Source organism: Massilia sp. Root335 (genome assembly GCF_001425685.1).
Lineage (GTDB): Bacteria > Pseudomonadota > Gammaproteobacteria > Burkholderiales > Burkholderiaceae_D > Telluria > Telluria luteola.
Map to the genome: position 1 here is coordinate 15,243 of NZ_LMCY01000043.1, position 25,352 is coordinate 40,594.

General features: G+C 66.5%; 16 protein-coding genes and 1 tRNA gene. 14 read left to right on the forward strand and 3 right to left on the reverse strand.

Annotation, left to right across the window (positions count from 1 at the left end):
* Positions 1–166 precede the first annotated feature (166 nt).
* Positions 167–1,456, reverse strand: coding sequence for an acetyl-CoA hydrolase/transferase family protein (locus tag ASC93_RS21425; RefSeq protein WP_200958387.1), 1,290 nt, complete (start codon positions 1,454–1,456; stop codon positions 167–169).
* Between the two features lie 212 nt (positions 1,457–1,668).
* Here ASC93_RS21425 and ASC93_RS21430 point away from each other — a divergent pair, with 212 nt between their 5' ends.
* The 7 genes from ASC93_RS21430 (at position 1,669) to ASC93_RS21460 (ending at position 13,944) form a co-directional block, all read left to right on the forward strand.
* The gene (locus ASC93_RS21430; protein WP_157202062.1) at positions 1,669–2,484 is read left to right on the forward strand and encodes a hypothetical protein; all 816 of its coding nucleotides are present in this window, start codon (positions 1,669–1,671) and stop codon (positions 2,482–2,484) included.
* A gap of 100 nt (positions 2,485–2,584) precedes the next feature.
* Entirely contained in the window at positions 2,585–3,349 is a 765-nt protein-coding gene (locus ASC93_RS21435) for a 3-hydroxyacyl-CoA dehydrogenase (RefSeq protein ID WP_056447267.1), read from the forward strand.
* A gap of 85 nt (positions 3,350–3,434) precedes the next feature.
* Positions 3,435–5,228: a gamma-glutamyltransferase gene (ggt, locus tag ASC93_RS21440; RefSeq protein WP_056447270.1), complete on the forward strand. Its 1,794-nt coding sequence runs from the start codon at positions 3,435–3,437 to the stop codon at positions 5,226–5,228.
* A 121-nt stretch (positions 5,229–5,349) separates the two neighbouring features.
* The gene (locus ASC93_RS21445; protein WP_082548237.1) at positions 5,350–6,519 is read left to right on the forward strand and encodes a patatin-like phospholipase family protein; all 1,170 of its coding nucleotides are present in this window, start codon (positions 5,350–5,352) and stop codon (positions 6,517–6,519) included.
* Positions 6,516–10,769 carry a two-component regulator propeller domain-containing protein gene (locus ASC93_RS21450; protein WP_082548238.1) on the forward strand — a complete coding sequence of 1,418 codons (4,254 nt, stop codon included), beginning with the start codon at positions 6,516–6,518 and terminating at the stop codon, positions 10,767–10,769. Before ASC93_RS21445 ends, ASC93_RS21450 begins: the two co-directional genes overlap by 4 nt.
* A 62-nt stretch (positions 10,770–10,831) precedes the next feature.
* The gene (locus ASC93_RS21455; protein WP_056447276.1) at positions 10,832–11,527 is read left to right on the forward strand and encodes a response regulator transcription factor; all 696 of its coding nucleotides are present in this window, start codon (positions 10,832–10,834) and stop codon (positions 11,525–11,527) included.
* A gap of 299 nt (positions 11,528–11,826) precedes the next feature.
* Positions 11,827–13,944 (forward strand): PAS domain-containing sensor histidine kinase, encoded by a 2,118-nt coding sequence (locus ASC93_RS21460; RefSeq protein WP_056447280.1) that lies wholly within the window; start codon positions 11,827–11,829, stop codon positions 13,942–13,944.
* A 28-nt stretch (positions 13,945–13,972) separates the two neighbouring features.
* Here ASC93_RS21460 and ASC93_RS21465 read toward each other — a convergent pair whose 3' ends face one another.
* On the reverse strand, positions 13,973–16,177 hold the full coding sequence (locus ASC93_RS21465; RefSeq protein WP_056447285.1) for a bifunctional SulP family inorganic anion transporter/carbonic anhydrase: 2,205 nt from the start codon (positions 16,175–16,177) through the stop codon (positions 13,973–13,975).
* A 27-nt stretch (positions 16,178–16,204) separates the two neighbouring features.
* Entirely contained in the window at positions 16,205–16,426 is a 222-nt protein-coding gene (locus ASC93_RS31040; protein ID WP_157202063.1) for a hypothetical protein, read from the reverse strand.
* Between the two features lie 327 nt (positions 16,427–16,753).
* On the opposite strand from ASC93_RS31040, the gene ASC93_RS32640 reads away from it, so the two are divergent.
* The 7 genes from ASC93_RS32640 to gmd all read left to right on the forward strand — a co-directional run bounded on the left by ASC93_RS32640 (position 16,754) and on the right by gmd (position 25,350).
* Positions 16,754–18,334, forward strand: a complete 1,581-nt coding sequence (locus tag ASC93_RS32640; RefSeq protein WP_056447621.1) for a methyl-accepting chemotaxis protein — start codon at positions 16,754–16,756, stop codon at positions 18,332–18,334.
* Between the two features lie 187 nt (positions 18,335–18,521).
* Positions 18,522–18,596, forward strand: a tRNA-Arg gene (locus ASC93_RS21475).
* 134 nt (positions 18,597–18,730) lie between these two features.
* The gene (locus ASC93_RS21480; RefSeq protein ID WP_056447288.1) at positions 18,731–20,656 is read left to right on the forward strand and encodes an ATP-binding cassette domain-containing protein; all 1,926 of its coding nucleotides are present in this window, start codon (positions 18,731–18,733) and stop codon (positions 20,654–20,656) included.
* Positions 20,657–20,712: 56 nt separating this feature from the next.
* Entirely contained in the window at positions 20,713–21,438 is a 726-nt protein-coding gene (locus ASC93_RS21485; protein WP_082548239.1) for a CAAX prenyl protease-related protein, read from the forward strand.
* A 39-nt stretch (positions 21,439–21,477) separates the two neighbouring features.
* On the forward strand, positions 21,478–22,674 hold the full coding sequence (gene epsL / locus ASC93_RS21490; RefSeq protein ID WP_056447293.1) for an XrtB/PEP-CTERM-associated polysaccharide biosynthesis outer membrane protein EpsL: 1,197 nt from the start codon (positions 21,478–21,480) through the stop codon (positions 22,672–22,674).
* A 23-nt stretch (positions 22,675–22,697) separates the two neighbouring features.
* A complete protein-coding gene (locus ASC93_RS21495; protein WP_056447296.1) occupies positions 22,698–24,077 on the forward strand; it encodes an undecaprenyl-phosphate glucose phosphotransferase in 1,380 nt (459 codons plus the stop codon).
* A 157-nt stretch (positions 24,078–24,234) separates the two neighbouring features.
* Entirely contained in the window at positions 24,235–25,350 is a 1,116-nt protein-coding gene (gmd, locus tag ASC93_RS21500; RefSeq protein ID WP_056447299.1) for a GDP-mannose 4,6-dehydratase, read from the forward strand.
* Positions 25,351–25,352: the final 2 nt, after the last annotated feature.

Sequence of the window (25,352 nt, forward strand, 5' to 3'; positions counted from 1 at the left end):
GTTCCGCGGCGTCGCGAGCCGCTACCTCATCAATTATTCGGGCTGGCAACGGCTGCTGGATGCGCGGCGGCTGACGACGCCCGCGCATTTGCTGTGCGCTGCGGTCCGGTTCGGCTAAGGGCGGCTGCGCTCGGTTACCTAAATATCGCGAACACAGCCTTTTCTTTTAAAACACGCACATCCGGTCCGCCTCCTCGCGCAGCCAGGGCCGGAAGTCCGGATGCGCAATGCCAATCAGCGCCTGCGCGCGCTGCTTGGCCGACTTGCCGCGCAGCTGGGCCACGCCCCATTCCGTGACGACGTAGTTGACGTCGTTCTTGCTCGTGGTCGCGTGGGTGCCGGGCGCCAGGGTCGGCACGATGCGCGAGACGGTGCCGTCCTTCGCCGTCGACGGCAGCACGATGAACGATTTTCCGCCGCGCGAGCGGTTCGCGGCCCGCACGAAATCCACCTGGCCGCCCGTGCCGGAATAGGGCAGGTGCCCGATGCTTTCGCTGCCGCACTGGCCGAGCAGGTCCACCTGCAGGCTGGCGTTGATCGACACGAGCCTGTCGTTCTGCCCGGCGATGTACGGGTCGTTCGTGAAATTCGACGGATGCATCTCCAGCATCGGATTGTGGTGCATGAACTCGTACAGCCGGCGCGAGCCGAGCGCGAACGTCGCCACCATCTTGCCCGGCAACAGCGTTTTCCTGCGGTTGGTGACGGCGCCGGCCTCCACGAGCGTCAGGATGCCGTCGCCGATCATCTCCGTGTGGATGCCGAGGTCGCGCTTGTTCGTCAGCTGCATGACGACGGCGTCCGGAATGCCGCCGTAGCCGATCTGCAGCGTCGATCCGTCCTCGATGTGCTCGGCGACGAGGCGGCCGATCGCTTCCTGCACGGGGCCGATGCGCGGCAGGCCCACTTCCATGATCGGTTCCTCGCTCTCGACCAGCGCCGTGACCTGGGAAATGTGCACGTGGCACTGGCCGTGCGTGTAAGGGACATGCGGATTCACCTCCAGCACGACGGCGCGCGCCTTCGCCACGGCCGCCATCGTGTAGTCGGTGCCGAGGCTGAGGGCGAAGTGGCCGGAGGCGCTCATCGGCGAGGCCATCGCGAACACGACGTCGGCCGGCATCAGGCCCCGTTCGATCAGCATCGGAATCTCGGAAAAATAATTCGGGATGAAATCGCACCAGCCGCCCTGGCCGCCGGCGCGCGACGCGCCGCCGAAGAACAGCGCGGCATGGCGCACGTGCGCCCGGTGCTCCTGGGCGAAATAGCCGTACTTGCGCATGGCGAGGATCTGCGCCACCTGGACGTCGTTGAAGCTGCGGCATTCGTCCGACAGCGCGTGCAGCAAAGTGGGCGGTTCGCCGACACCCGTCGGCACGACGATCATGTCGCCGTTGCGCACGTGGTTGAGGGCATCGAAGGCACTGCCGCGCCGGGCGCGGTACATCTCCTGCATCGTCTGCATGGTCGTCTCCTGTCGGCGGCCTCGAACGACCATGGCGGCAGGTCGTTCGGTCCTTCCGGTCGTTTTTGTTTGAAAAACATGCGCTGTGGCAGCTTAACAGCGTGGCCGAAGATACTGACGCGCACCTGACGCGTGTTCAATGCACAGTTGCGCGCCGGGCCGGGTCCGCGCGGCCGATAATGCAAGGACGAGGAGCGAACATCATGGCACAACGACGACAGTCAGCCGCGGCCGCGCTGGCCGCATGCGCCGCGCTGGCCTGGTCCGGCATGGCGCCGGCCGGGGCGGCCCAGGCGCCGCAGGCGCGCGCGCAGGACGCGGCCACGCAGCGCCAGTCGGAACGCACGGACCAGGCGAACCGCGAGGCCGCCGTGGCCGACGAAGCCAGCGCGGCGCAAGGACATCCGGCTGCCGGCAGGGCGGGTCCCGCGGTCAACGATGGGGCCGCGGGCGGACACACGCCGGCGGCCGGGCTGAGCTATGGCCCGGTGCTGGCGCCGCGCGGCCCACAGGATGCCGATCCGGTCCGCAAGGCGCCGGCCGAGGTGCGCGACGAAGCGGACACGCTGGCCCGCGATCCGGCGCCTCAGCAGGCCCGGCCGCAAGAAAAGCAACTAACCGACAAGCAGCGCAAAGAGCAGGACAAGCAGCGCAAAGAGCAGGGCAAGGGACAGCGCGACGGACAACGCGACGAACAGCGCGACGAACAGCGCGACGAACAGCGCGAAGAACAGCGCCGCCGCGCCGCGCGCCGCCATCAGGCCTGGCAGGGCGAAGGCCCGATGGCGCCGCGCCCGCTGCGTTCCGGGGAGGCGCCTCCGGCGACGGCCGCCGTGCCGATCCCGCCGCCGCTGCCCGCGCCGCAGCCGACGGTGCCCAGTTCCAGCGTGATCCGGGCCTGTCAGGGCATCGCTTGCACGGATGCGGCCGGCAACACGTTCAACGGCAGCGGGAACGCGGGCGTCGGCAGCGGCGGCCGCATGTGCACCCGGACCGGCACGACCGTGCAGTGTTTTTGATGCACGCATGGTGTTTCCACCAAAACCCCGCTAAAATCCGCTGGTTGACGTTTACGTAAACGGCAAGACAATATCCAGCTGACCAGTGAAGGGGAGACAGATGCAAATCCAGAATAATGTGTTCATCGTGACGGGCGGCGCTTCGGGCCTGGGTGCGGCCACCGCGCGCACCATCGTGGAAGCGGGCGGCAAGGTCGTGCTGGCCGACGTGCAGCAGGAAGCGGGCGCGGCGCTGGCCGCCGAGCTGGGCGCCGCGGCACGTTTCGTGAAGTGCGACGTGACGTCGGAAGCGGACGGCCAGGCCGTCGTCGCGGCGGCGCTCGCGCTGGGCAGCCTGCGCGGCCTCGTCAACTGCGCCGGCGTCGCGCCGGCCATCAAGACGGTGGGCAAGGACGGCCCGCACCCGCTCGAGGCGTTCCAGCGCGCCGTCAACATCAACCTCGTCGGCACCTTCAACATGTGCCGCCTCGCCGCCGATGCGATGGGCAAGGAAGAGGGGCTGGAACACGGTGAGCGCGGCGTCATCATCAACACGGCGTCGGTCGCCGCGTTCGACGGCCAGATCGGCCAGGCCGCCTACGGCGCGTCGAAGGCGGGCGTGGCCGGCATGACCCTGCCGATGGCACGCGACCTGTCGCGCAGCGGCATCCGCGTGATGACGATCGCGCCGGGCATCTTCGAGACGCCGATGCTGATGGGCATGCCGCAGGAAGTGCGCGATTCGCTGGGCAAGATGGTGCCGTTCCCCCCGCGCCTCGGCATGCCGCGCGAGTACGCGCACCTGGCCATGACCATCATCGAAAACGTGATGCTGAACGGTGAGACGATCCGCCTGGACGGCGCGATCCGCATGCAGCCGAAGTAAGACGGTGTGAGCCGTCTGGCAATTTCGGGTACGATGCTCCACGGTATCGGCGCGCGACCGCGCGTTTGTCATTTGTGGAGATCGCATGAAATCGAAGTTGCTCGCCCTCGTCCTCGGCAGCGCGTTTGCCGCTGCCTGTCACCCGATCGTCGCGTTCGCGCAGGACGCGCCGGCCCTGCAGCAGGCCCCGGAAGCCGCCAGCGGCTACACGGAAAAGGCTGGCTGGACGGCCCGCAAATACATGGTGGCGGCCGCGAATCCGCTGGCCGTCGAGGCGGGCTACGAGATGCTGAAGCAGGGCGGCACGGCGATCGACGCGGGCATCGCGACGCAGCTGGTGCTCACGCTCGTCGAGCCGCAATCGTCCGGTATCGGCGGCGGCGCGTTCCTGATGTATTACGATGGCAAGAAGGTGCAGGCCTACGACGGCCGCGAGACCGCGCCGTCGAAGGCGGATGAGCACCTGTTCCAGCATCCGGACGGCACGCCGATGTCGCGCCGCGAAGGCATCGTGGGCGGCCGCTCGACGGGTGCGCCGGGCGTGCTGCGCATGCTCGCGCTGGCGCATCGCCAGCATGGCAAGCTGCCGTGGAAGACCTTGTTCCAGCCGGCGATCCGCCTGTCCGAGCAAGGATTCGCCGTCAGCCCGCGCCTGCACAGCCTGCTCGCCGAGGATCCGTACATCCGCAAGGACCCGACGGCGCGCGCCTATTTCTACGCGCCGGACGGCAATCCGTGGCCCGTCGGCCACGTGCTGAAGAACCCCGCGCTGGCGCGCACCCTGCACGAACTCGCGGACGGCGGCGCCGAGGTGTTTTATACGGGCCGGATCGCGCGCGACATCGAAGCGAAGGTCAAGAGCCACCCGACCAATCCCGGCCTCCTGAGCGCCGCCGACATCGCCGCCTACCAGCCGAAATTGCGCGAACCCGTCTGCAACGACTACCGCGCCTACACCGTGTGCGGCATGCCGCCGCCGTCGTCGGGCGGCATTGCCGTGGCACAGATGCTCGGCATGCTCGAGACGCGCGACATGAAAGCGCTGGCCCCCAGCGACGGCATCCCGGGCACGGAGGCCGTGCACCTGTTCACGGAAGTGGGCCGCCTCGCGTACGCGGACCGCGACCGCTACGCCGCCGACACCGACTTCGTCCCGCTGCCCGGCCGCGGCATCCCCGCGCTGCTGGACAAGGGCTATCTCGCCCAGCGCGCCAGCCTGATCGGCCAACGGTCGATGGGCAAGGCGCAAGCCGGCCATCCGCCCGGCGTCGAGTCGGCTTGGAACTGGGGCATGGACAATTCGATCGAGGCGCATTCGACGTCGCACATCGTCGCCGTCGATCCGTACGGCGCCGGCCTGTCGATGACGACGAGCGTCGAGGACGCGTTCGGGTCGCGCCAGATGGTCGACGGCTTCATCCTGAACAACCAGCTCACCGACTTCTCGTTCGATTCGCGCGACGCCAGCGGCCTCATCGCCAACCGCGTCGAGCCGGGCAAGCGCCCGCGCAGCGCGATGAGCCCGACGATCGTGTTCGACAAGAAGACGCGGCGGTTCGTGGAAGCCGTCGGCTCGCCGGGCGGTCCGCTGATCATCAACTACGTGGCGAAGGTCCTTGTCGGCACGCTCGACTGGGGCCTCGACATGCAGCAGGCCATCTCCCTGCCCAATTTCGGCAGCCGCAACGGACCGACCGAACTGGAGACCGGCCGCTTCCCGGCGGCCGAGATCGAGGCGCTCAAGGCGCGCGGCCACACGGTCCGCGTATTCGAGCAGACGTCCGGCCTGCAAGGGATCGCGCGGATGGACATCCACGGCGTGCCGCTGTGGTTCGGCGGCGCCGACCCGCGTCGCGAAGGTATCGCAAAAGGCGATTGACGGGTGGGGCTCGTTACGCCACCGACATTTTTACCGTTTGTCGAGGCCTCCATACAACGAAGTGTTTGTCGAGAAGCTATTTATTCAACGCAAGTTAAGCAGAGTTTGCTAATCTTGCCGTGTGGACATTGAACGTAAAACGGGGTTGATCCTCAGCGGAGGCGGCGCACGCGCGGCTTACCAGGCTGGGGTCATGCAGGCAATCTCCCGCATCCTGGGGGAGGCGGGCTGGCCCGCCGCGCGCAACCCGTTCGAGATCATCTGCGGCACGTCCGCCGGCGCGCTCAACGCCGCCGCGCTGGCCTGCCGCGCCGACGATTTCGGCGACGGCGTCGACCAGCTGGTGGACGTGTGGGAGAGCATCGACGTCACGCAGGTGTATCGCGCCGACTCGCTGGGCGTGCTGCGCTCCGGCGCGCGCTGGCTGTCGCTGTTGTCGTTCGGCTGGATGCTGCGCCAGTGGCATGCGGCGCCGCCGACCTCGCTGCTCGACAACACGCCGCTCGTCGGCCTGCTGCACCGCATGCTCGACCTGCCGCGCCTGGACGCGGCGCTGGCCAGCGGCTGCCTCGACGCGCTGGCCGTCACCGCGTCGTCGTACAGCGGCGGCCAGCACGTGACGTTTTACCAGAGCGAGCGCGAGATCGCGCCGTGGAAGCGCCACCAGCGCATCGCGCTCGCGGGGCAGATCGGCGTCGAACACCTGCTCGCGTCGAGCGCGCTGCCGTTCATCTTCCCGGCCGTGCCGCTGTACCTGGACGGCCGCCTGGAATTCTGCGGCGACGGCTCGATGCGCCAGCTGGCGCCGATCGCGCCCGCGATCCACCTGGGCGCGCACCGCGTGCTCGTCGTGGGCGCGGGGCGCATGAACGAAACCGTGAACCATTTGCCGGCGCGGGTGCGCTATCCGAGCCTGGCGCAGATCGCCGGTCACGCGCTGTCGTCGATCTTCCTCGACAGCCTCGCGATGGACATCGAGCGCCTGCAGCGCGTCAACGCCACCCTGGCCATGGTGCCGGACGAGGCGCTGGCGAAGACGCCGCTGCGCCGCATCGAACTGCTCGCGATCGTGCCGTCGGAGCGCCTGGACGACATCGCGGCGCGCCACGCGGGCAGCCTGCCGGGGCCCGTGCGGACGCTGCTCGGCGGGATCGGGGCCATCGAGGCGCGCGGCGCCGCGCTCGCGTCGTATCTGCTGTTCGAGGGCGGCTACACGCGCGAACTGATGGCACTGGGCCAGCGCGACACCTATGTCCGGCGCCACGACGTACTGGAGTTTTTCGAAGCATGAGACGATGGCATTCCGCGCCCAAGGCGCTCAAGGCGCTGCTGGCGCTTGCGTGGATGTTCCTGTGGCTCGGGTGCGCCCAGGCCGCGCCGACGCCGACCCTGCGCTTCGAACACCTGTCGGTGGACGACGGCCTGGCGCAGGAATCCGTGCTGTCCATCGTCCAGGACCCGGACGGCTTCATGTGGTTCGGCACGCAGTCCGGCCTGTCGCGCTACGACGGCTACCGCTTCACGAATTTCCGCAACGTCGTCGGCGACCCCAAGACGCTCGCCAACAACTGGGTGCGCGTGCTCTACGTCGACCGCAAGGGCCGGCTGTGGATCGGCACGGACGGCGGCCTCGATCGGTACGAGCCCGCCACCGGCGCGTTCTCCCATTTCCTGCCGGACGAACCGGCCAAGCGCGGCAACGGCAACCGTCACATCCGCGCCATCCTGGACGATGGCAAGGACGGCCTGTGGCTGGCGACGGCCGACGGCCTGCAGCACTTCGACATCGCCAGCGGCCGCTTCGACACGTGGCACCACGTGCCCGGCGTGCCGGACAGCCTCGCCTCGGACAAGCTGACGGCCCTCGCGCGCGCGCGCGACGGCCACCTGTGGATCGGCACCGCGGCCGGCCTGGACAGCCTCGATCCGGAGCGCATGCACTTCCGCCACCACCCGTCGCCGCGCGGCGGCAAGTACGACTTCGTGCAGGCGTTGATGGTCGACGCCGGCCAGGGCCTGTGGGTCGGCAGCATGGGCGGCCTGGAACGGCTGCCGGTCGGCCAGAAGGGCGAGGTCCGCACGTTCGGCCTTGAGGACGGCATGCCGTCCGGCGAGATCAGCGTGTTGTACGAGGATGCGGAGCGCCAGGTCTGGGTCGGCTCGCACGACCGCGGCCTGTACCGCTGGCTCCCCGCGCAAGGCAAGTTCGAACGGCATCCGCACCGCATCACCGACAGCTACAGCCTGGGCGACAACCAGGTCACGGCGCTGTACGGCGACCGCGTGGGCACGTTCTGGGTCGGCACGTGGTACGGCGGCGTGTCGCGCGCCGACATGGGCAGCGGCGGCTTCGCGCGCATCGTGCGCGGCGACGACACGCCGCTCGCGCTGGAAGACAACAAGGTGCGCGGCATCGTCGGCGACGGCGGGGGCAAGCTGTGGCTGGCGACGAACGGCGGCCTGCACCTGTTCGATCCGGCGACGGGCGCGGACCAGGCGTGGCGCCTGGCGCCTGTCGAAGCGGGCATCTCCGGCGACGCGATGGCCACGTCGGTGGCGCTCGGCCGCGACGGCGCCGTGTGGCTCGGCACGCGCAACGGGCTGGCGCGCTTCGACCCGGCAACGGGAAAGCTGACGCGGCGCACGCTGTCCGCGGACGACGTCGACGCCAACTACGTGCGCAATGTCCACGTCACGCGCGACGGCACCGTGTGGGCCGCGAGCCGCGGCGGCCTGCACCGCATCGCGCCCGACGGCAAGCAGACGACGTACCAGCACGACCCGGCCGTGGGCGCGAGCCTCGCCGACAACATCGTGCGCCCCATGCTGGAAGACCGCCACGGCCGCTTCTGGGTCGGCACGTTCGACGGCCTCGACCTGCTCGACCGCGCGACCGGCAAGTTCCGCCACTTCCGCCACGACCCGGACGATCCGACGAGCCTGTCGCACGACGAGGTGCACTACCTGCTGGAAGACCGGCGCGGCGACCTGTGGGTCGGCACGGCCGTGGGCCTGAACCGCATGGTGATCGGCCCGGACGGCACGCCACGCTTCCAGCGCTACACGGTGCGCGACGGCATGGCCGACGACGTCGTCGCCGCGATGCAGGAAGACCTCGACGGCTTCATCTGGGTGTCCAGCTCGAGCGGCCTGCACCGGCTTGATCCGGCCAGCGGCGCGTGGCGCAACTACAATGCGACCGACGGCACGATCGAAGGCGCCTACTTCGACGCGTCGGCGCTGCGCGTGGCCGACGGCACCCTCTACTTCGGCGGCAACAACGGCATCACGGCGTTCAATCCGCGCGCGCTGCACGACAACCTGATCGCGCCGCGCGCCGTCATCACGGGGCTGCAGATCTTCGGCCAGCCATGGCAGGACGTCCGGCCGGGCATGCTGCCGGGGCCCATCGAACGCCTGTCCGGCATCACGCTCACGCCGCAGGATTCCGTGTTCTCGCTGGAGTTCTCGGCGCTGCACTTCGCCGCGCCGGGCCGCAACCGCTTCGCCTACCGCCTGGTGGGCTTCGACCAGGACTGGATCGGCGTCGACGCCAGCAAGCGCTTCGCCACCTACACGAACCTCGACCCGGGCCGCTACACGTTCCAGGTGCGCGCGGCCAACAAGGACGGCATCTGGAGCGACGCCGCCGCGACGCTGGAAGTCACGGTGCTGCCGCCGTACTGGAAGACGTGGTGGTTCCGCACGCTGTGCGCGCTGGTGGTGATCGGCTGCTGCTACGGCGCCTACCGCATCCGCGTGGACGTCCTGCGCCGCCAGAAGGCCATGCTGGAACAGCAGGTCAGCGCGCGTACGGAACGGATCGAGCAGCAGAACCGCCTGCTCGAACGCCAGACCGAGGAATTGCGCGAGCAGGAACGCCAGGTGCGGCGCCGCACGAACGAGCTGGCGCTCGCCAACGACGCGCTGCAGGAAAACGAGGAGCGGCTGTACCAGGCCAAGCAGCGCGCGGAAGACGCGACGCGCCAGAAGTCCGAATTCCTGGCCAACATGAGCCACGAGATGCGCACGCCGCTGGCGGGCGTCATCGGCATGCTCGGCTTCGCGCTGCGCGACACGGTCCTCAAGGAGTCGACGCGCGAGCAGATCCTGCGCGGCCAGGCCAATGCGCAGTCGCTGCTCGCGATCATCAACGACCTCCTCGATTTTTCCAAGATCGAGGCGGGCAAGCTGACCATCGAGAACATCGACTTCGTCCTCGACGAGAACATCGGGCATGTCGTCACCCTGTTCGAGGAACAGGCCGGCGCGCACAGCGTGGGCTTCGGCGTGCGCCTCGATCCGGACCTGCCGCGCTTCGTCGTGGGCGACCCCACGCGGCTGCGCCAGGTCCTCGTGAACCTCGTCGGCAACGCCTTCAAGTTCACCGAGAGCGGGTCCGTCACCGTGCGCGTCGAACGGCGGCCCGAGGACCAGTACGACCGGGCCGGCCGCAACATGATCCGCTTCTCGGTGGAAGACACGGGCATCGGCATCGCGCCGGACGCCTTGCCGCGCCTGTTCCAGAAATTCGAGCAGGCCGACGCGACGACCACGCGGCGCTACGGCGGCACGGGCCTGGGCCTGGCGATCTGCCGCCAGCTCGTCGAGCTGATGGGCGGCACGATCGGCGTGGCCAGCACGCCGGGCGTCGGTTCCACGTTCAGCTTCGTGCTGCCGCTGGCGGACGGCGTGCAGCCCCCGGTGGTCGACGACCGGCCGCGCGCGCCGCACACGCACCGCCTGCGCGTGCTGTGCGCGGAAGACTACCCGACCAACCAGATCATCGTGCGCATGATGCTCGAAGAACTGGGGCACCAGGTCGACGTCGTCGAGAACGGCGCGCTGGCCGTGGCGGCGTGCGCGCGCACGCGCTTCGACCTGATCCTGATGGACGGCCGCATGCCCGAGATGGACGGCGCCTCGGCCACGCGCCTGATCCGCGCCGGCGGCCCGCTGGAGGCGCCCGTGCTCGACCAGCACCTGATGATCGTCGCGCTCACGGCCAACGTCAGCGAGGAAGACCGCTCGCGCTACCTGGCCTGCGGCATGGATGCCTTCATCACCAAGCCGATCGACGACGCCCAGCTGCACTTCCACCTGACGCGCGCCATCGAGCGCCAGCTGCAGCGCGGCATCGTGCTTCCGCCGATGCCGGAGCCGGCCGCGCGCGCGCCGTCGACCGCGGAGCTGGACGCGATGTTCGACGTCGCGAGCGACCCGCTGCTCCCGGCCGTGGCGGCGCACAACGCGGGCCGCCGCACGGGCGACCTGAAGGAGCGCCTGCGCGGCGCCTTCCTCGCCGACCTGCCGCGCCGCCGCGCCGAACTGGACCTCGCGCTGGCGCAGGGCGACCACGATACGGCCGGGCGCGTCCTGCACGGCCTCAAGGGCAGCGCCGGCTACCTCGGCGAGGCGTCGCTGCGCGCGCTGTGCGCCGAACTCGAAGGGCTGGCCGACGCGGGCCAGCTGGACGCCGTGCGCGCCGGCCTGCCGCGCCTGCTGGACCTGCTCGCCCGCTTCGAAGCCGAACCGGCCTGAATCGTGCGCACCCCGGATGTCTGTATAATTTCCATTTAACAATTGCGACACATGGGGCAGGGATGAAGGTTTTGTTAGTCGACGATGACGTCGTGTCGCGCATGATGCTGATGCACATGATCGACGGCGCGGCCAGCGGCGTATTCGATGTGCTGGAAGCGGAGGACGGCGAGGACGCCTGGAAACAGCTGGACGGCGGCCTGGACCCGACGATCGTCTTCTGCGACCTGCGCATGCCGCGCCTGTCCGGCATGGAATTGCTGGCCCGCGCCAAGGCCGATGCGCGCTTTGCCGGCCTGCCGTTCGTCCTCGTCTCGGCCGCCGCCGACGGCGCGACGATGGAGCAGGCGCTCTCGCTGGGCGCGGCCGGCTACATCGTCAAGCCGTTCGACAGCGCGCGCGTCGCCCTCCACCTGACCCCGTTGATGCGCGCGGCGGACGAGCAGCCCGCGGCCACGCTGCGTCGCCTCGGCATCGACGCCACGCGCCTGCTGCTGTACCTCGGCGGCCTGCAGCGCCAGCTGGTCAGCGCCGGCACGGACCTGGCCGCGATGCTGGCCGCCAGCCAGGTGGATGCCGCGCGCGCCCATCTCGCGCGCCTGTGCGAAGGGTGCCGCACGCTCGGCCTGCACGGCGCCGCGGCGGGCTTCGACGCCCTGCGCGCCGCCCCGGACGACGCCGGCCTCGCGCGCGAACTGGAAGCCGCGCACCGGGCCGTGTTGCGCCAGACGGATGCCACCCGGCACCTCGCCATGTGATCGGTTCACCTTTCCTGCAACGTTAAATTCCTGCTGGAAAAGGCGAAAAATTGTCATAAAAATGTTGTAAATCTACCCTCCACACGGCTGCGGATTCCGGCATACTGATCTTTTGCCGTGGCCGGCATGCACCACTCCCCAGGCAGTACGGCAACTTGTCGGGCGTCCTTTTTGCCCCGTACGGACCGCGCCAAGCGCGCGCCGTCCGTCATGAGCTTGTCATTAAAATAGTCGACTTTGCACGGCACCACAGAGTGCCGGGAGCACGCCATCGACTTGGGATTGCATGAGCGAGGATTATGAAGACCACGGTTTCCCCCAGCCTGACTTTCCTCACCGGCGGCGGCCAGACGGCCGCGCGCATCGCCGCCCATGACTGGCGCGCCACGCCGCTCGGGCCCATCGAGGACTGGCCGGCCGCGCTGCGCACCGCACTGGGCCTGGCGCTGAATTCCCGGTTCCCCACGTTCCTGTGCTGGGGTGCCGACCTGATCAGTTTCCATAACGACGCCTACGCGCCGCTGCTCGGCGACAAGGCCGCGCTCGGCCTGCCGTTCCGCGCGGTCTGGCGCGAAGCGTGGGACACGGTCGGACCGATCGCCATGAAGGCCTATGCCGGCGAGGCCACCTGGCACGAGGACACGCCGGTGCCGATGGCGCGCCACGGCTGTCCGGAACAGGCCTGGTTCACGTTCTCGTACAGCCCCGTGCGCGACGACGACGGCACCGTCGGCGGCATCCTGTGCACGGTCGTCGAGACGACGGACAAGGTGCGCGCCCTCGCGGCGCTGCGCCGGAAAGAAGAGACGCTGCGCCGCCTGAACGAGGCGCTGACGCACCAGGTCGCGTCGCACGCGAGCGACCGCGAACGGCTGTGGCGCATCTCGCCCGACGTGATGTGCGCGGCGTCGCTGGCGACCGGGCGCTTCCTCACCGTGAACCCGGCGTTCAGCGCGAGCTTCGGCTGGAGCTTCGACGAGGCGACGTCGCGCCCGTTCATGGACATGGTGTACCCGGAAGACCGCGACGACGTGCTGGAAAAGATGCGCCAGCTGGCCGGCGGCATGCCGCTCGTCGGCTACGAAGTGCGGCTGCTGCACAAGGACGGTTCGTACCGCTGGGTGTCGTGGACGATCTCCCCGGAGGGCGAGCTGCTGTACGGCGTCGCGCGCGACGTCACGGCCGAAAAGCACCAGGCCGACGCGCTGCGCCAGGCCGAGGAAGCGCTGCGCCAGTCGCAGAAGATGGAAGCGGTGGGCCAGCTGACGGGCGGTCTCGCGCACGATTTCAACAACATGCTGGCGGGCGTGACGGGCCACCTGGAACTGATGAAGCTGCGCCTGCGCATGGGCCAGACGGGCGACCTGACGACGCGCATCGACGCCGCCCTCGGCGTGACCCAGCGCGCGGCCGCGCTCACGCACCGCCTGCTGGCGTTCTCGCGCCGCCAGGCGCTCGACCCGAAGCCGACCAGCGTCAACGCGCTCGTGATGTCGATGACGGACCTGATCGAGCGCGCGGCCGGCCCGTCCATCGCCGTGCGCACGCGGCTCGCGGCCGCGCTGTGGACGACGCTGTGCGATCCGAACCAGCTCGAATCCGCCTTGCTGAATCTCGCGAACAATGCGCGCGACGCCATGCCGGCAGGGGGCCTGCTCGTCATCGAGACGGAGAACGTGACCCTGAGCGCGGCCCAGGCGCGCCGCCACGGCGACCTGCGGCCCGGCGAGTACGTGCAGGTGAGCGTGCGCGACAACGGCGCCGGCATGCCGCCGGACGTGGTGGCGCGCGCGTTCGACCCGTTCTTCACGACCAAGCCGATGGGGCAGGGCACGGGCCTGGGCCTGTCGATGGTGTACGGCTTCGCGCACCAGTCGGGTGGCAATGTGCGCATCGAATCGCGGCCGGCGCAGGGCACCGAGGTGCGCCTGCTGCTGCCGCGCCACCTCGTGGAGACGCCGCCGGCGGAAGCCGCGGACGTCGAACCGCCGCTGGAAGCCGGCAGCCGCAAGGGCGTCGTGATGGTCGTCGACGACGAGGCCGACATCCGCGCCGTGATGAGCGAGGTGCTGGAGCTGCAGGGCTACACGGTGCTCGTCGCCTGCGACGCCCCGCAGGCGCTGCGCCTGCTGAAGGACGCGCGGCCGGACATGCTCGTGACGGACGTCGGCCTGCCCAACGGCATGAACGGCCGCCAGCTGGCCGACCACGTGCGCGTGCAATGGCCGCAGCTGCCCGTGCTGATGGTGACGGGCTATGCGGAAAGCACGGTCATGAAGAACGAAAAACTGCCCGCGCAGATGGAAATCCTGACCAAGCCGTTCGCCATGAACGCGCTCGTGGACAAGGTCGGGAGCATGTTGTCGCAGGGTCTCGGCGCCGAAGCCGGGGCCGAGACCCGCGCCGAAGCCGCCTGACGGCGACGGCCCCGGCGCGGCGCCCGCGTCAGGCGGCGAGGTCGTTCCGCCCGCCGGCATCGTCCGGCGTGACGAGCTCGCCGAAATGCACGGTCCGCGTGGCGATGTCGTGGTACGCGCCCACGAGCCCCATCTCGCCGCGCGCGACGCGCTCGCGCAGGAACGCGCTGCCGGCGATGATCTCGTCCAGCGAATTCTCGATGTTGCGGCGCGTGACCTGCTCGAGCAGCGCCTGCCCCGCGGGCGGATGGTGCGCGCCGCACTGGCAATCCTCGATCGCCTTGCGGATCTTGCCGGTGATCGCGCCGACGCTGTGCGCCCCTTCGTTCTGCAGCGCGAGGCCGATCGCGCCGCAGCTCGAATGGCCCTTCACGACGATCAGTTTCGCCCCCAGCTTGTGCGCGATCTCCAGGCTGCCGATGATCTCGCGGCTGATCACGTTGCCCGCGATGCGCACCGTCAGCAGGTCGCCCAGGCCCGCATCGAAAATGATTTCCGGCGACGTGCGCGAATCGATGCAGTTGACGACGACCGCCATCGGATGCTGTCCGGCCGCCGTCGCCTCGACCTGGTGCAGATAGTATTTGTTCGTCGTGCGGCCCGCGCGGAAGCGTTCATTGCCGTCGCGCAGCAGTTGCAGGACGTCGGCCGGACGCAGCTTGTTCTGCGTGTCCTTGTCGAGCGCGGGCACGAACTGGATCGGGTCGTGCAGGCGGTATTCGTCGCGCAGGCCGATGACGTTCAGGCGCACGTTGCGTTCCGCCGCCACGACGCGGTAGTCGTCGATGATCTCCAGCACGTCGTTGTCGATATAGTCCGTGTTGGCGGCGTCGATCACGACGTGCGCATTTTCCGGGATATCCCACAGCGCGCTCTTGATCGTCGCCTTGTTCAGGAACGACACCTGGTTCGGCAATTCCATCTTGACGACGTCGCCTATGTGCAGGCGATATTGCTCCAGCGAAAACGGATTACGGAAATTGCTGCGCATCAGGTAGAACAGGCTGGCCGCGAGACCGATCAGCACGCCCGTCAGCAGGTCCGTGAACACGATGGCGGCGACGGTGACGGCGAACGGCAGGAATTGCGACCAGCCCTTGCGGTACATGTCGCGGAACAGCGAAACCTTGGCCAGCTTGTAGCCCGTCACGATGAGGATCGCGGCCAGCGCCGCCAGCGGGATCAGGTTCAGCGCGGGCGCCAGCACGAGCACGCTGGCGAGCAGCAGCACGCCGTGAAAAATGCTCGATGCCTTGGTCCGGTTGTCGTTCTGGACGTTGACGGAGCTGCGCACGATGACCGACGTGACGGGCAGGCCGCCCAGCAGGCCGGCGCAGATATTGCCGACGCCCTGCGCGACGAGTTCCCGGTTCGGCGGTGTTTCGCGCTTGTGCGGATCGAGCTTGTCGACCGCTTCCACGTTCAGCAGCGTTTCCAGAGACGCGACGATGGCGATCGTGACGCCGACGATCCAGACGTCGTGATTCGTGAAATGGGCGAGGTCGGGGAATCGCAGGTAATTCCCCAGGTTGGCCATATCGAGGGGCGGAATATCGACGAGGTGGGCCGGTGCGATGCTCAGCGCCGGAAAGAACCGGTTGAACGCCAGATGCAGCAATACGCTCAGTGCGACGACGAACAGCGGCGCCGGGAGCAGTTTGACGTTTTTCAGCGGCGTCTTGTCCCAATACACCAGGATCAGCATCGACACGAGTGCGATGATCAGCGCGCCGGGCGTAATGGCGCCGGCCGCGTGCAGGATGGCCGAAAACGTATTTTCGCCATTGGCCTGGATGAAGGATGTTTCGTCGGCATGATTGCTGTCATAGCCGATCGCATGGGGAATCTGTTTGAGTATCAGCAGGATGCCGATCGCCGCCAATAATCCCTTGATGACATTCGAGGGAATGTAATTGGCGATGAAACCCGCGCGGGCGACGCCCAGTATCAGTTGCACCACGCCGGCGATCAATATCGATGCGAGCAGGACTTCGAATGCGCCGAGTTTCGCGATCGAGGCCAGGACGACGGCGGCCAGCCCGGCGGCGGGACCGCTGACGCTCGTGTGGGAACCGCTGGCGGCACCGACGACGATGCCGCCGATAATGCCGGAAATAATCCCGGAAAACAAAGGCGCGCCCGAGGCGAGGGCAATACCGAGACACAGGGGCAAGGCGACAAGGAATACTACTATGCCGGCCGGCAAATCGTACTTGAGGGTATTCGTATGCATGGGAATCTCACGGAAGAACGATGGTTGTCAGTCAGAATGCGCGGGCTTTTCGCGACCTGGCGAAACAGATTTGCGCATGGCGATATAACGGCTTTGCATCGGCGTTTCGCCGATGAATCCGGATTCATGAACGTTTGATCGGGATGAATCAAAACGGTGCAATGCACCGATTTGATGCATTTTCAGGAGGCCGATTGTTAAAGCGACGGCGAAAAAATATAACATGCATTTTGCAAATGCGTCCAGCATGAAAGTCGGGGCGTTACAATTCTTTCGGCCGGAAATATATTTGGATAAAAGCGGTTTTTCCAGGGGTATTTTTATTGCTTTATATGATGCGGAATTGGGAATCTGACAAACCGGCCGGCGCGCACCGGTTGACCGGGTCCCCCCTTAGGGTAATCTCATAAATGAATTGCAGGCAATCAACTAATTATTGCCGTGGTCGTAAATTTTTCTTGACACGATTCCCGCTTTTTCGGCGAGTTTATTAAGGTATGATTTATTTAGTTGCCATCAAGCAGCGCAGAATATGAATATCCCTTGCAGTCAAATCGAGGCCTCGTGCTGAATACCATGAAAACTCTGAGCTTCAGGCAAAAACTGTGGATTCCCCTGCTGTGCAGCCTGGCGTGCATCTGCGCTGACTTTGTCTATGGGGCGCTGCAGATGCGCGAGCTGCGCATTGCGGAAAGAAAGAAAGACCTGGTCAATATCGTCGACACCGCGATGTCGGGCATCTCGATGTACGCCGAGAGGGTCAGGGCGAACCAGATGAGCGAAACGCAGGCCCGGAAAGCCGCCATGGAACTGCTGCGCCACCAGCGGTATGGTGTGGATGGCTATATCTCCATCGTGGACGGCCGAGGCGTTGTGGTCATGAATCCAAGCAAACCCGAGGCGGAGGGCAAGCTGATGTGGGATTTCCAGGACAAGAAAGGGAATTATCTTTACCGCGATATCGTCGCAACCGGGAAAAGCGCGTCCGGCGCCGGCTTCATCGAATACTGGTGGGTGCGGCCCGGCGGCACCGAGCCGTCGGCGAAGTTGTCGCGCACGGCCTCCTACAGGCCATGGGACTGGAATATCGTTACCGGCGTATATACCGACGATATCGATGCCGCTTTCCGTACATCCCTGCTGCAATCCGGCGCGGTCCTGCTTGCCGTCTGCGTCCTGCTGTCGGCCATCGTCGTCGCGATCAATCGCAGCCTGGAGCGCACGATCGGCGGGGATCCGCGCTATGCCGGTGAAATCGCTTCCCGGATCGCGGTCGGCGATCTCTCGGAACATATCGAAACCACCAGCATGCAGGACAGCATCCTGTCGGGAATGAAGACCATGCAAAGGCAGTTGGCCGCCACCATCGGCAACATCCGCACCAGCGCTGCCGCGATCGCGTCGGCTTCGTCGGAGATCGCGAGCGGCAACCTGGATCTGTCCGCGCGAACCGAAGCACAAGCCAGCGCCCTGCAGGAAACCGCGGCTGCCATGGAGGAACTCACCCGCTCCGTGGCACTGAACGCGCACAACGCCGGCAAGGCGAACGAGCTTGCGCAGCGCGCATCCGCGGTGGCCCAGCAGGGTGGCGACGTGGTCTTGCAGGTGGTGCGGACGATGGAGAAGATCAAGACATCGGCGGGCCGGATCGTGGACATCATCGCCGTCATCGATGGCATCGCTTTCCAGACCAACATCCTCGCATTGAACGCGGCAGTCGAGGCCGCGCGGGCCGGCGAACAAGGACGCGGCTTTGCCGTGGTGGCGTCGGAGGTGCGCAGCCTTGCCCGGCACAGCGCCGCGGCGGCAAAGGAGATCAAGGCCTTGATCAACGATTCGGTCGACGGCATCGACAGGGGCGGCGTTCTGGTTTCCCGCGCCGGGTCGACAATGGACGACGTGGTCGCCAGCGTCGACGAAGTCACCCGCATCATCGCTCTCATCGCGGGCGCGTCGGAAGAGCAAAGCACCGGCATCAGGCACATCAACGACGCAGTGTCGTCGATCGACGCGACCACGCAGCAGAATGCGGCGCTGGTCGAGCAGGCGGCAGCCGCCGCCGGTTCGATGCAGGACGAAGCAAGGCGCCTGGCGGCCCTGGTCACGAGCTTCCGCCTGAGCGCCCGCGCGCCGCGCCCGGTGGGATTGCCTGCATGAATCGGCGATTCCGGCGGCACAGCCCGGTATCGCCGCCAAACGCCTCAAAGCCGGCTGGGATGTCGGCTGCCTGGCAAGGCTGCCTGGCCTGCCGTCCTTGATTCTTCACGCGATTGCCTGGTACGGGCGGGACGAATATTGTGGGAGCGGCACGGGTCGGGTAGAATGGCTGACTGCCGTACAGCGTGTCGCCATAGTACAATGGATAGTACAAGGTCCTCCTAAGACTTAGATGCAGGTTCGATTCCTGCTGGCGACACCATTCCCGCCGATTCCCCATCCGCATCACCACCGCAACGCGGCGGTTTATCGGGCCGGGCCGCCCTTCGGTACAATGCCTGCTTTCTCACACTTTTATTGATGTCCGCGCACCGATCGGCGACGCGGCCTTACACCATGGCTGTCATTTCCCTCTCTTCCGCGCAACTGGCTTTCGGCCACGTCGCGCTGCTCGACCATGCCGATTTCTCGCTGGAAACCGGCGAGCGCGTCGGGCTCATCGGCCGCAACGGCACCGGCAAGTCGTCGCTGCTGAAAATCATTTCCGGCCGCTCGAAGCTGGACGACGGCCTGCTCGTCATGCAGCAGACCGTCAAGATCGCGTATGTCGAGCAGGAGCCCGTCTTCGATCCGGACATGAGCGTGTTCGACGCCGTCGCCGCCGGCATGGGCGACCAGCAGGCGATGCTGGCCGAGTACGAGTCGCTGACCGGACAGTTTGGCCAAGGCAATGATGATGCGGTCATGGAACGCATGCACGATCTGCAGGTCAAGCTCGACGCGGCGGATGCGTGGAACCTCGGCAACCGGGTCGAGACGACGCTGGGCCGCCTCGGCCTGGCGGGCGACGCGAAGATGGGCACGTTGTCGGGCGGTATGCAGAAGCGCGTGGCGCTGGCCGTCGCGCTCGTGTCCGGTCCCGACGTGCTGCTGCTGGACGAACCGACCAACCACCTGGACTTCACGTCGATCCAGTGGCTCGAAGGCCTGCTGCGCGAATTCCGCGGCTCCGTGCTGTTCATCACCCACGACCGCCGCTTCCTCGACAACGTCGCCACGCGCATCGTCGAACTGGACCGCGGCCGCCTGCTGTCGTTCCCCGGCAATTTCACCAAGTACCAGGAGCGCAAGCGCGAACTGCTCGCGATCGAAGAAGTCGAGAACGCCAAGTTCGACAAGGTGCTCGCGCAGGAAGAGGTGTGGATCCGCAAGGGCGTGGAAGCGCGCCGCACCCGCAACGAAGGCCGCGTGCGCCGCCTGGAAGACCTGCGCCTGCAGCGCAGCGCGCGCCGCGACCAGCAGGGCCAGGTGCGCATCGACGTGGCGACCGGCGAGCGTTCCGGCAAGATCGTCGCGGAACTGGAAAACATTTCGAAGGCCTACGGCGACAAGGTGATCATCAAGGACTTCACGGGCACGATCATGCGCGGCGACAAGGTCGGCCTGATCGGCCCGAACGGCGCCGGCAAGACGACGCTGCTGAAAATCATTCTTGGCGAAGAGACCGTGGACAGCGGCAACGTCAAGCTGGGCACCCGCCTGAACGTCGCCTATTTCGACCAGATGCGCGCGCAGCTGAACGAAGAGGCGTCGCTGGCCGACACGATCGCCCCGGGCAGCGACTGGGTCGAGATCAACGGCCAGCGCAAGCACGTGATGAGCTATCTGGGCGACTTCCTGTTCGCGCCCGAGCGCGCACGCTCGCCCGTGAAATCGCTGTCGGGCGGCGAGCGCAACCGCCTGCTGCTGGCGCGCCTGTTCGCCAAGCCCGCCAACTGCCTCGTGCTGGACGAACCCACCAACGACCTCGACATCGAGACGCTCGAATTGCTGGAAGAACTGTTGACGGACTACGCCGGCACCGTGTTCCTCGTCAGCCACGACCGCACGTTCCTCGACAACGTCGTCACGCAAGTCATCGTTTCCGAAGGGCAGGGAATGTGGCGGGAATTTGTCGGCGGCTACAGCGACTGGGAACGCGTGAAGTCCACCGTGGCGGCAACGCCCGCCGCGCCGGCGGCCGCCGGCAAGGCCGCACCGGCGAAAGCGCAGGATATGTCATCCAGCGCACAGAACGCATCCGGCAAGAAGGTAAAGTTGAGTTACAAGGAGCAGCGAGAGCTGGAAGAACTGCCGCAGCTCATCGCCAGCCTTGAAGACGAGCAGTCGGCCATCACGGCGCAGCTGAATGCGCCCGACTTCTACAAGACCAATCCCGCCGACGCGCGCCGGATCAATGCCCGGTTCGCGGAGATCGAGGAATCGTTGCTCGAGACCCTCGAGCGCTGGGAGCGCCTCGAAGCGCGCGCGAGGGGAGAGTAACCCATGCGCTAGCGCATCGCGACAAGCGCGGGCCAGGTGCCCGCTGACGGAGAAACATGACTGAGCATGACGACCGCTACGCCGTGCCCGCCACGGCAGCCATCCCCGCCGACGCTCCCATGTTCAACCGCGCGGCCTGGATCCGCATCCTCCCTTTCGCCGCCTACCTCGTCTTCATCGTTGCCGGCGACGTGCTCGAGCGCCTGGGTGTCCGGCCGGACACCCTGCGCTGGCTGTATCCCGCCAAGATCGCCCTCGTGGCCCTGTTGCTGGCGCTGTTCTGGCGCCGCTACCAAGAACTTTCCCGTTTCCGTTTGGCACCGTTGCCCGCGTCGATCGCGCTGGCGACCGGCGTCGCCGTGCTCGTGCTGTGGATCACCCTGGATGCCGGCTGGATGGTCGTCGGTTCGCCGCCCGGCTTCGACCCGCGCGTCGGCGGCCGCATCGACTGGCTGCTCGTGGCGATCCGCATCGCCGGCGCCGCGCTCGTCGTGCCCATCATGGAAGAATTGTTCTGGCGTTCTTTCCTGATGCGATGGGTGGACGATCCTGATTTCGAGTCGGTTGAGCCCTCTCAACTGAGTATCAAAAGCTTCGTCATTACCGTCCTGCTGTTCGGCTTCGAACATAACCTCTGGCTTGCCGGGATCGTTGCCGGTGCGGCCTACAGCCTGCTGTACATGCGTCACCGCAACTTGTGGTCGCCGATCCTGGCGCATGCCGTGACCAACGGCCTGCTGGGCGTGTGGGTGGTTCGAACCGGGAACTGGTCTTACTGGTAAGTCGTCCGGCAATTAACACTTCAAAGAAGATAAACGACCATGTCGAATTCCCGCGTACGTCCCCTTGCCCTGTTGCTCTGCACCCTGTTCACGCTGCCGGCCGGTGCCGGGCCCAACGATGCGCTCCACCTCTATGCCGGCGTGTCCTACGGCCACGACGACAACCTGCTGCGCGTGCCCGACGACGCGCCCGCGTTCGACGGCACCCGCGCCGATTCGTGGTGGCAGCGGGAGGGCGGATTGATCTTCGATAAGACTTATAGCCGGCAGCGGATTTCCATCGTCGCCAAGCTGTCCAAGTACGACTTCAACCACTTCAAACAGCTCAATTACGATGGCAAGGACGTGCAAGCAACCTGGTTCTGGCAGCTCGGCAATCACCTGGAAGGCAAGGTCGGCACGACCTACGAACAGGTGCTCGCGCCGTACACGGATTTCGCGAGCAACGAGCGCAACCTGCGCCGCAGCCGCAGCCAGTTCGCCGAAGGCGCCTGGCGCTTCCACTCGTCCTGGCGCGTACGCACCGGCTTCCAGCGCGACAAATACGACTACGAGCTGTTTGCCCAGCGCTACAACAATCGTACCGAGGACGCGAGCGAGCTCGAGCTCGACTACCTGCCGAGCAGCGGCAGCACCGTCGGCCTCGTGGCGCGGCGGGTCAAGGGCACGTATCCGTATCCGCGTCCCGTCGGTCCCTTCCTCCTCAACGACAATTTCACGCAGGACGAACTGAAGGCGCGCGTGCTGTGGCTGGCCACGGGCTCGACGAGCTTCGATGCCCTCGTCGGCTACACGCGGCGCAACCAGCCTTCGTTCGGCACGGGCAAGACGAGCGGCATCGCCGGCAAGGTCAAGGCCACGTACCAGCCGCGCGGCAAGATGACCTATACCGCCGCCGTCTGGCGCGACTTCGCGCCGCTGGAAAGCACGGTCGTGAGCTATACGCTGAACAAGGGCGCCAGCGTGGGCGCGCAGTGGGATGCGACGGCCAAGATCAAGGTGAACGCCGACGCCGTCTACGAACGGCGCAACTACAACGCGCGCGAGACGTTCGCCAGGCTGGGCGACATCCGCGATTCCATCCGCACGGGCAGCCTCGCCGCGACCTGGTCGCCGCGGCCGACCGTGCATGTATCGGCCGGGCTCGCGCACCAGGCGCGCACCGGGTCGGCCGTGCTCGGTACTGGCAGCTTCAAGTCGAACAGTGTGACGCTGTCGGCCAGTGCGCAGTTCTGATTGCGCAGTTCCAGATCATTCTCATGACCGTCAATGACATACCGTTGATTTCGTTTTTCCAGCGCGTACTCGATCCGCTGATCATCATGGGCACGCTGTACCTGTCGGCGCTGCTGTTCCATGAACCGTTCTCGGGCTACCTGCTGGTGCTGATGGTATTGGCCTTTTTCATTTCGTCGGCCGTGTACCAGCACATCGATCCGTACCGCACGTGGCGCAGCGGGCGGATGTGGGCCTATGCGCGCGACACCGTGTTCGGCTGGTGCGTGACGCTCGCCGTGCTGATGTTCCTCGGCTCGTCCAGCGGCCTCAAATATTATTACGACGAGCGCGTGCTGCTGGCCTGGGCCGTGGCCACGCCGCTGGTCCTGCTGGGCAGCCACATCGCCGTGCGCGTGGCGAACCGGCCCGGCAAGAGCCGCGAAGTGCGGTCCGTGGTGGTGGTCGGCGTCAACGACGTGGGCCTCAAGTTCGCCGCCATCTGCGACCGCCATCCGAACCTGTTCATGCAGGTGCGCGGTTTCTTCGACGACCGCGACGGCGACCGCCGCCCGGCCGAGCTGCCGCACCCGATGCTGGGCAAGACGGACGAGCTGGCGCAGTACGTGCGCAACAACGGCATCAAGATGATCTTCATCAGCCAGCCGATCTCGGCGCAGCCGCGCATCCGCAAGCTCATCGAAGAGTTGCAGGATACGACGGCCTCCGTGTATTTCCTGCCCGACGTCTACATCTTCGACCTCATGCAGGCGCGCTTCGACAACGTGGGCGGCATGCCCGTGATCGCGATCTGCGAGACCCCGTTCATGGGCCTGAACAGCACGATCAAGCGCGGCTCCGACATCGTGCTGTCCTGCCTCATCCTGCTGCTGCTGGCGCCGCTGATGGTGGCCATCGCCGTGGCCGTCCGCGTGAGTTCGCCGGGTCCCGTCATCTTCCGCCAGCGCCGCTATGGCCTGTATGGTGAAGAGATCATCGTCTACAAATTCCGCTCGATGAAGGTGATGGAGAACGGCAGTTCCGTCGTGCAGGCGCGCAAGGGCGACGACCGCGTGACGTCGATCGGCGGCTTCCTGCGCCGCACGTCGCTCGACGAATTGCCGCAATTCGTCAACGTGCTGCAGGGCCGGATGAGCATCGTCGGGCCGCGGCCGCATGCGGTCGCGCACAACGAGCAATACCGCAAGCTGATCAAGGGATACATGCTGCGCCATAAGGTCAAGCCGGGCATCACCGGTTGGGCGCAGGTCAATGGCCTGCGTGGTGAAACTGCCACGCTGGACAAGATGGAAGCGCGCATCCAGTACGACCTCGATTATCTGCGCAATTGGTCGCTGTGGCTGGACCTGTGGATCGTGCTCAAGACCGTGAAAGTGGTGCTCACGCGCGAGAACGCCTTCTGAAGCCGGCGCCCCGTCAGATGGGGTCACTTAGGTTCGACTTAAAGAGGCGGATTCAATCGGATCGGCGCTTGCGACGCCGGATGGGCTGCGTAGAATAATTGATGAGATTGCAATTTTTTATTGACTTTGCATAACATTTCGCCAGGAAAGCAGGCACATGAAAAAAGCGCTGATCACGGGTGTGACTGGACAGGACGGTTCGTATCTCGCGGAACTCTTGCTTGCGAAGGGCTACGAAGTACACGGCATCAAGCGCCGCGCCTCGCTCTTCAATACGGAACGGATCGATCACATCTACCAGGACCCGCACGTCGAGGGCAGCCGCTTCCACCTGCATTACGGCGACCTGTCCGATACGTCGAACCTGAACCGCATCCTGTGCGAAGTGCGGCCCGACGAAGTCTACAACCTGGGCGCGATGAGCCACGTGGCCGTGTCGTTCGAATCGCCGGAATACACGGCCGACGTCGACGCGATCGGCACCTTGCGCCTGCTGGAGGCGATCCGTTTCCTCGGCCTGGAAAAGACGACGCGGTTCTACCAGGCATCGACGTCGGAACTGTACGGCCTCGTGCAGGAAACGCCGCAGCGCGAGACGACGCCGTTCTATCCGCGCAGTCCGTATGCCGTCGCCAAGCTGTACGCCTACTGGATCACGGTCAATTACCGCGAAGCGTATGGCCTGTACGCCTGCAACGGCATCCTGTTCAACCACGAATCCCCGCGCCGCGGCGAGACGTTTGTCACGCGCAAGATCACGCGCGGTCTCGCGAACATTTCGCAGGGCCTGGAGCAGCAACTGTTTCTCGGTAACCTCGACGCCCTGCGCGACTGGGGCCATGCGCGCGACTATGTCGAGATGCAGTGGCTCATGCTGCAACAAGACGCGCCGGAGGACTACGTGATCGCGACGGGGCGCCAGTATTCCGTGCGCCATTTCGTCGACGTGGCCGCGCGCGAACTGGGCATCGAGATCGCGTGGCAGGGCGAGGGCATCCACGAACGGGGCGTGATCGCCGCGGTCCACGGCGACAAGGCGCCCGGCGTCGCGGTGGGCCAACCGATCGTCGCCGTCGACCCGCAATATTTCCGTCCGACGGAAGTCGAGACGCTGCTCGGCGATCCGGGCAAGGCGCGCCGCCGGCTGGGCTGGGAACCCCGGACAAGTTTCGAAGCGATGGTGCAGGAAATGGTGGGGCACGACCTCGAGACGGCGCGCCGCCACAAGCTGCTGGCATCGCATGGCTACAACGTCGCAATTTCACTGGAGTGAAC

What these genes read in the sequence shown, in the direction of transcription:
- ASC93_RS21425 (WP_200958387.1), bottom strand. Translation starts at nt 1,456, where the DNA reads ATGCAGGAGATGTACCGCGCCCGGCGCGGCAGTGCCTTCGATGCCCTC.
- ggt (WP_056447270.1), top strand. Translation starts at nt 3,435, where the DNA reads ATGAAATCGAAGTTGCTCGCCCTCGTCCTCGGCAGCGCGTTTGCCGCT.
- ASC93_RS21495 (WP_056447296.1), top strand. Translation starts at nt 22,698, where the DNA reads ATGACCGTCAATGACATACCGTTGATTTCGTTTTTCCAGCGCGTACTC.
- ASC93_RS21430 (WP_157202062.1), top strand. Translation starts at nt 1,669, where the DNA reads ATGGCACAACGACGACAGTCAGCCGCGGCCGCGCTGGCCGCATGCGCC.
- ASC93_RS21485 (WP_082548239.1), top strand. Translation starts at nt 20,713, where the DNA reads ATGACTGAGCATGACGACCGCTACGCCGTGCCCGCCACGGCAGCCATC.
- ASC93_RS21450 (WP_082548238.1), top strand. Translation starts at nt 6,516, where the DNA reads ATGAGACGATGGCATTCCGCGCCCAAGGCGCTCAAGGCGCTGCTGGCG.
- ASC93_RS21455 (WP_056447276.1), top strand. Translation starts at nt 10,832, where the DNA reads ATGAAGGTTTTGTTAGTCGACGATGACGTCGTGTCGCGCATGATGCTG.
- ASC93_RS21460 (WP_056447280.1), top strand. Translation starts at nt 11,827, where the DNA reads ATGAAGACCACGGTTTCCCCCAGCCTGACTTTCCTCACCGGCGGCGGC.
- ASC93_RS21480 (WP_056447288.1), top strand. Translation starts at nt 18,731, where the DNA reads ATGGCTGTCATTTCCCTCTCTTCCGCGCAACTGGCTTTCGGCCACGTC.
- ASC93_RS31040 (WP_157202063.1), bottom strand. Translation starts at nt 16,426, where the DNA reads ATGCTGGACGCATTTGCAAAATGCATGTTATATTTTTTCGCCGTCGCT.
- ASC93_RS21435 (WP_056447267.1), top strand. Translation starts at nt 2,585, where the DNA reads ATGCAAATCCAGAATAATGTGTTCATCGTGACGGGCGGCGCTTCGGGC.
- ASC93_RS32640 (WP_056447621.1), top strand. Translation starts at nt 16,754, where the DNA reads ATGAAAACTCTGAGCTTCAGGCAAAAACTGTGGATTCCCCTGCTGTGC.
- gmd (WP_056447299.1), top strand. Translation starts at nt 24,235, where the DNA reads ATGAAAAAAGCGCTGATCACGGGTGTGACTGGACAGGACGGTTCGTAT.
- epsL (WP_056447293.1), top strand. Translation starts at nt 21,478, where the DNA reads ATGTCGAATTCCCGCGTACGTCCCCTTGCCCTGTTGCTCTGCACCCTG.
- ASC93_RS21465 (WP_056447285.1), bottom strand. Translation starts at nt 16,177, where the DNA reads ATGCATACGAATACCCTCAAGTACGATTTGCCGGCCGGCATAGTAGTA.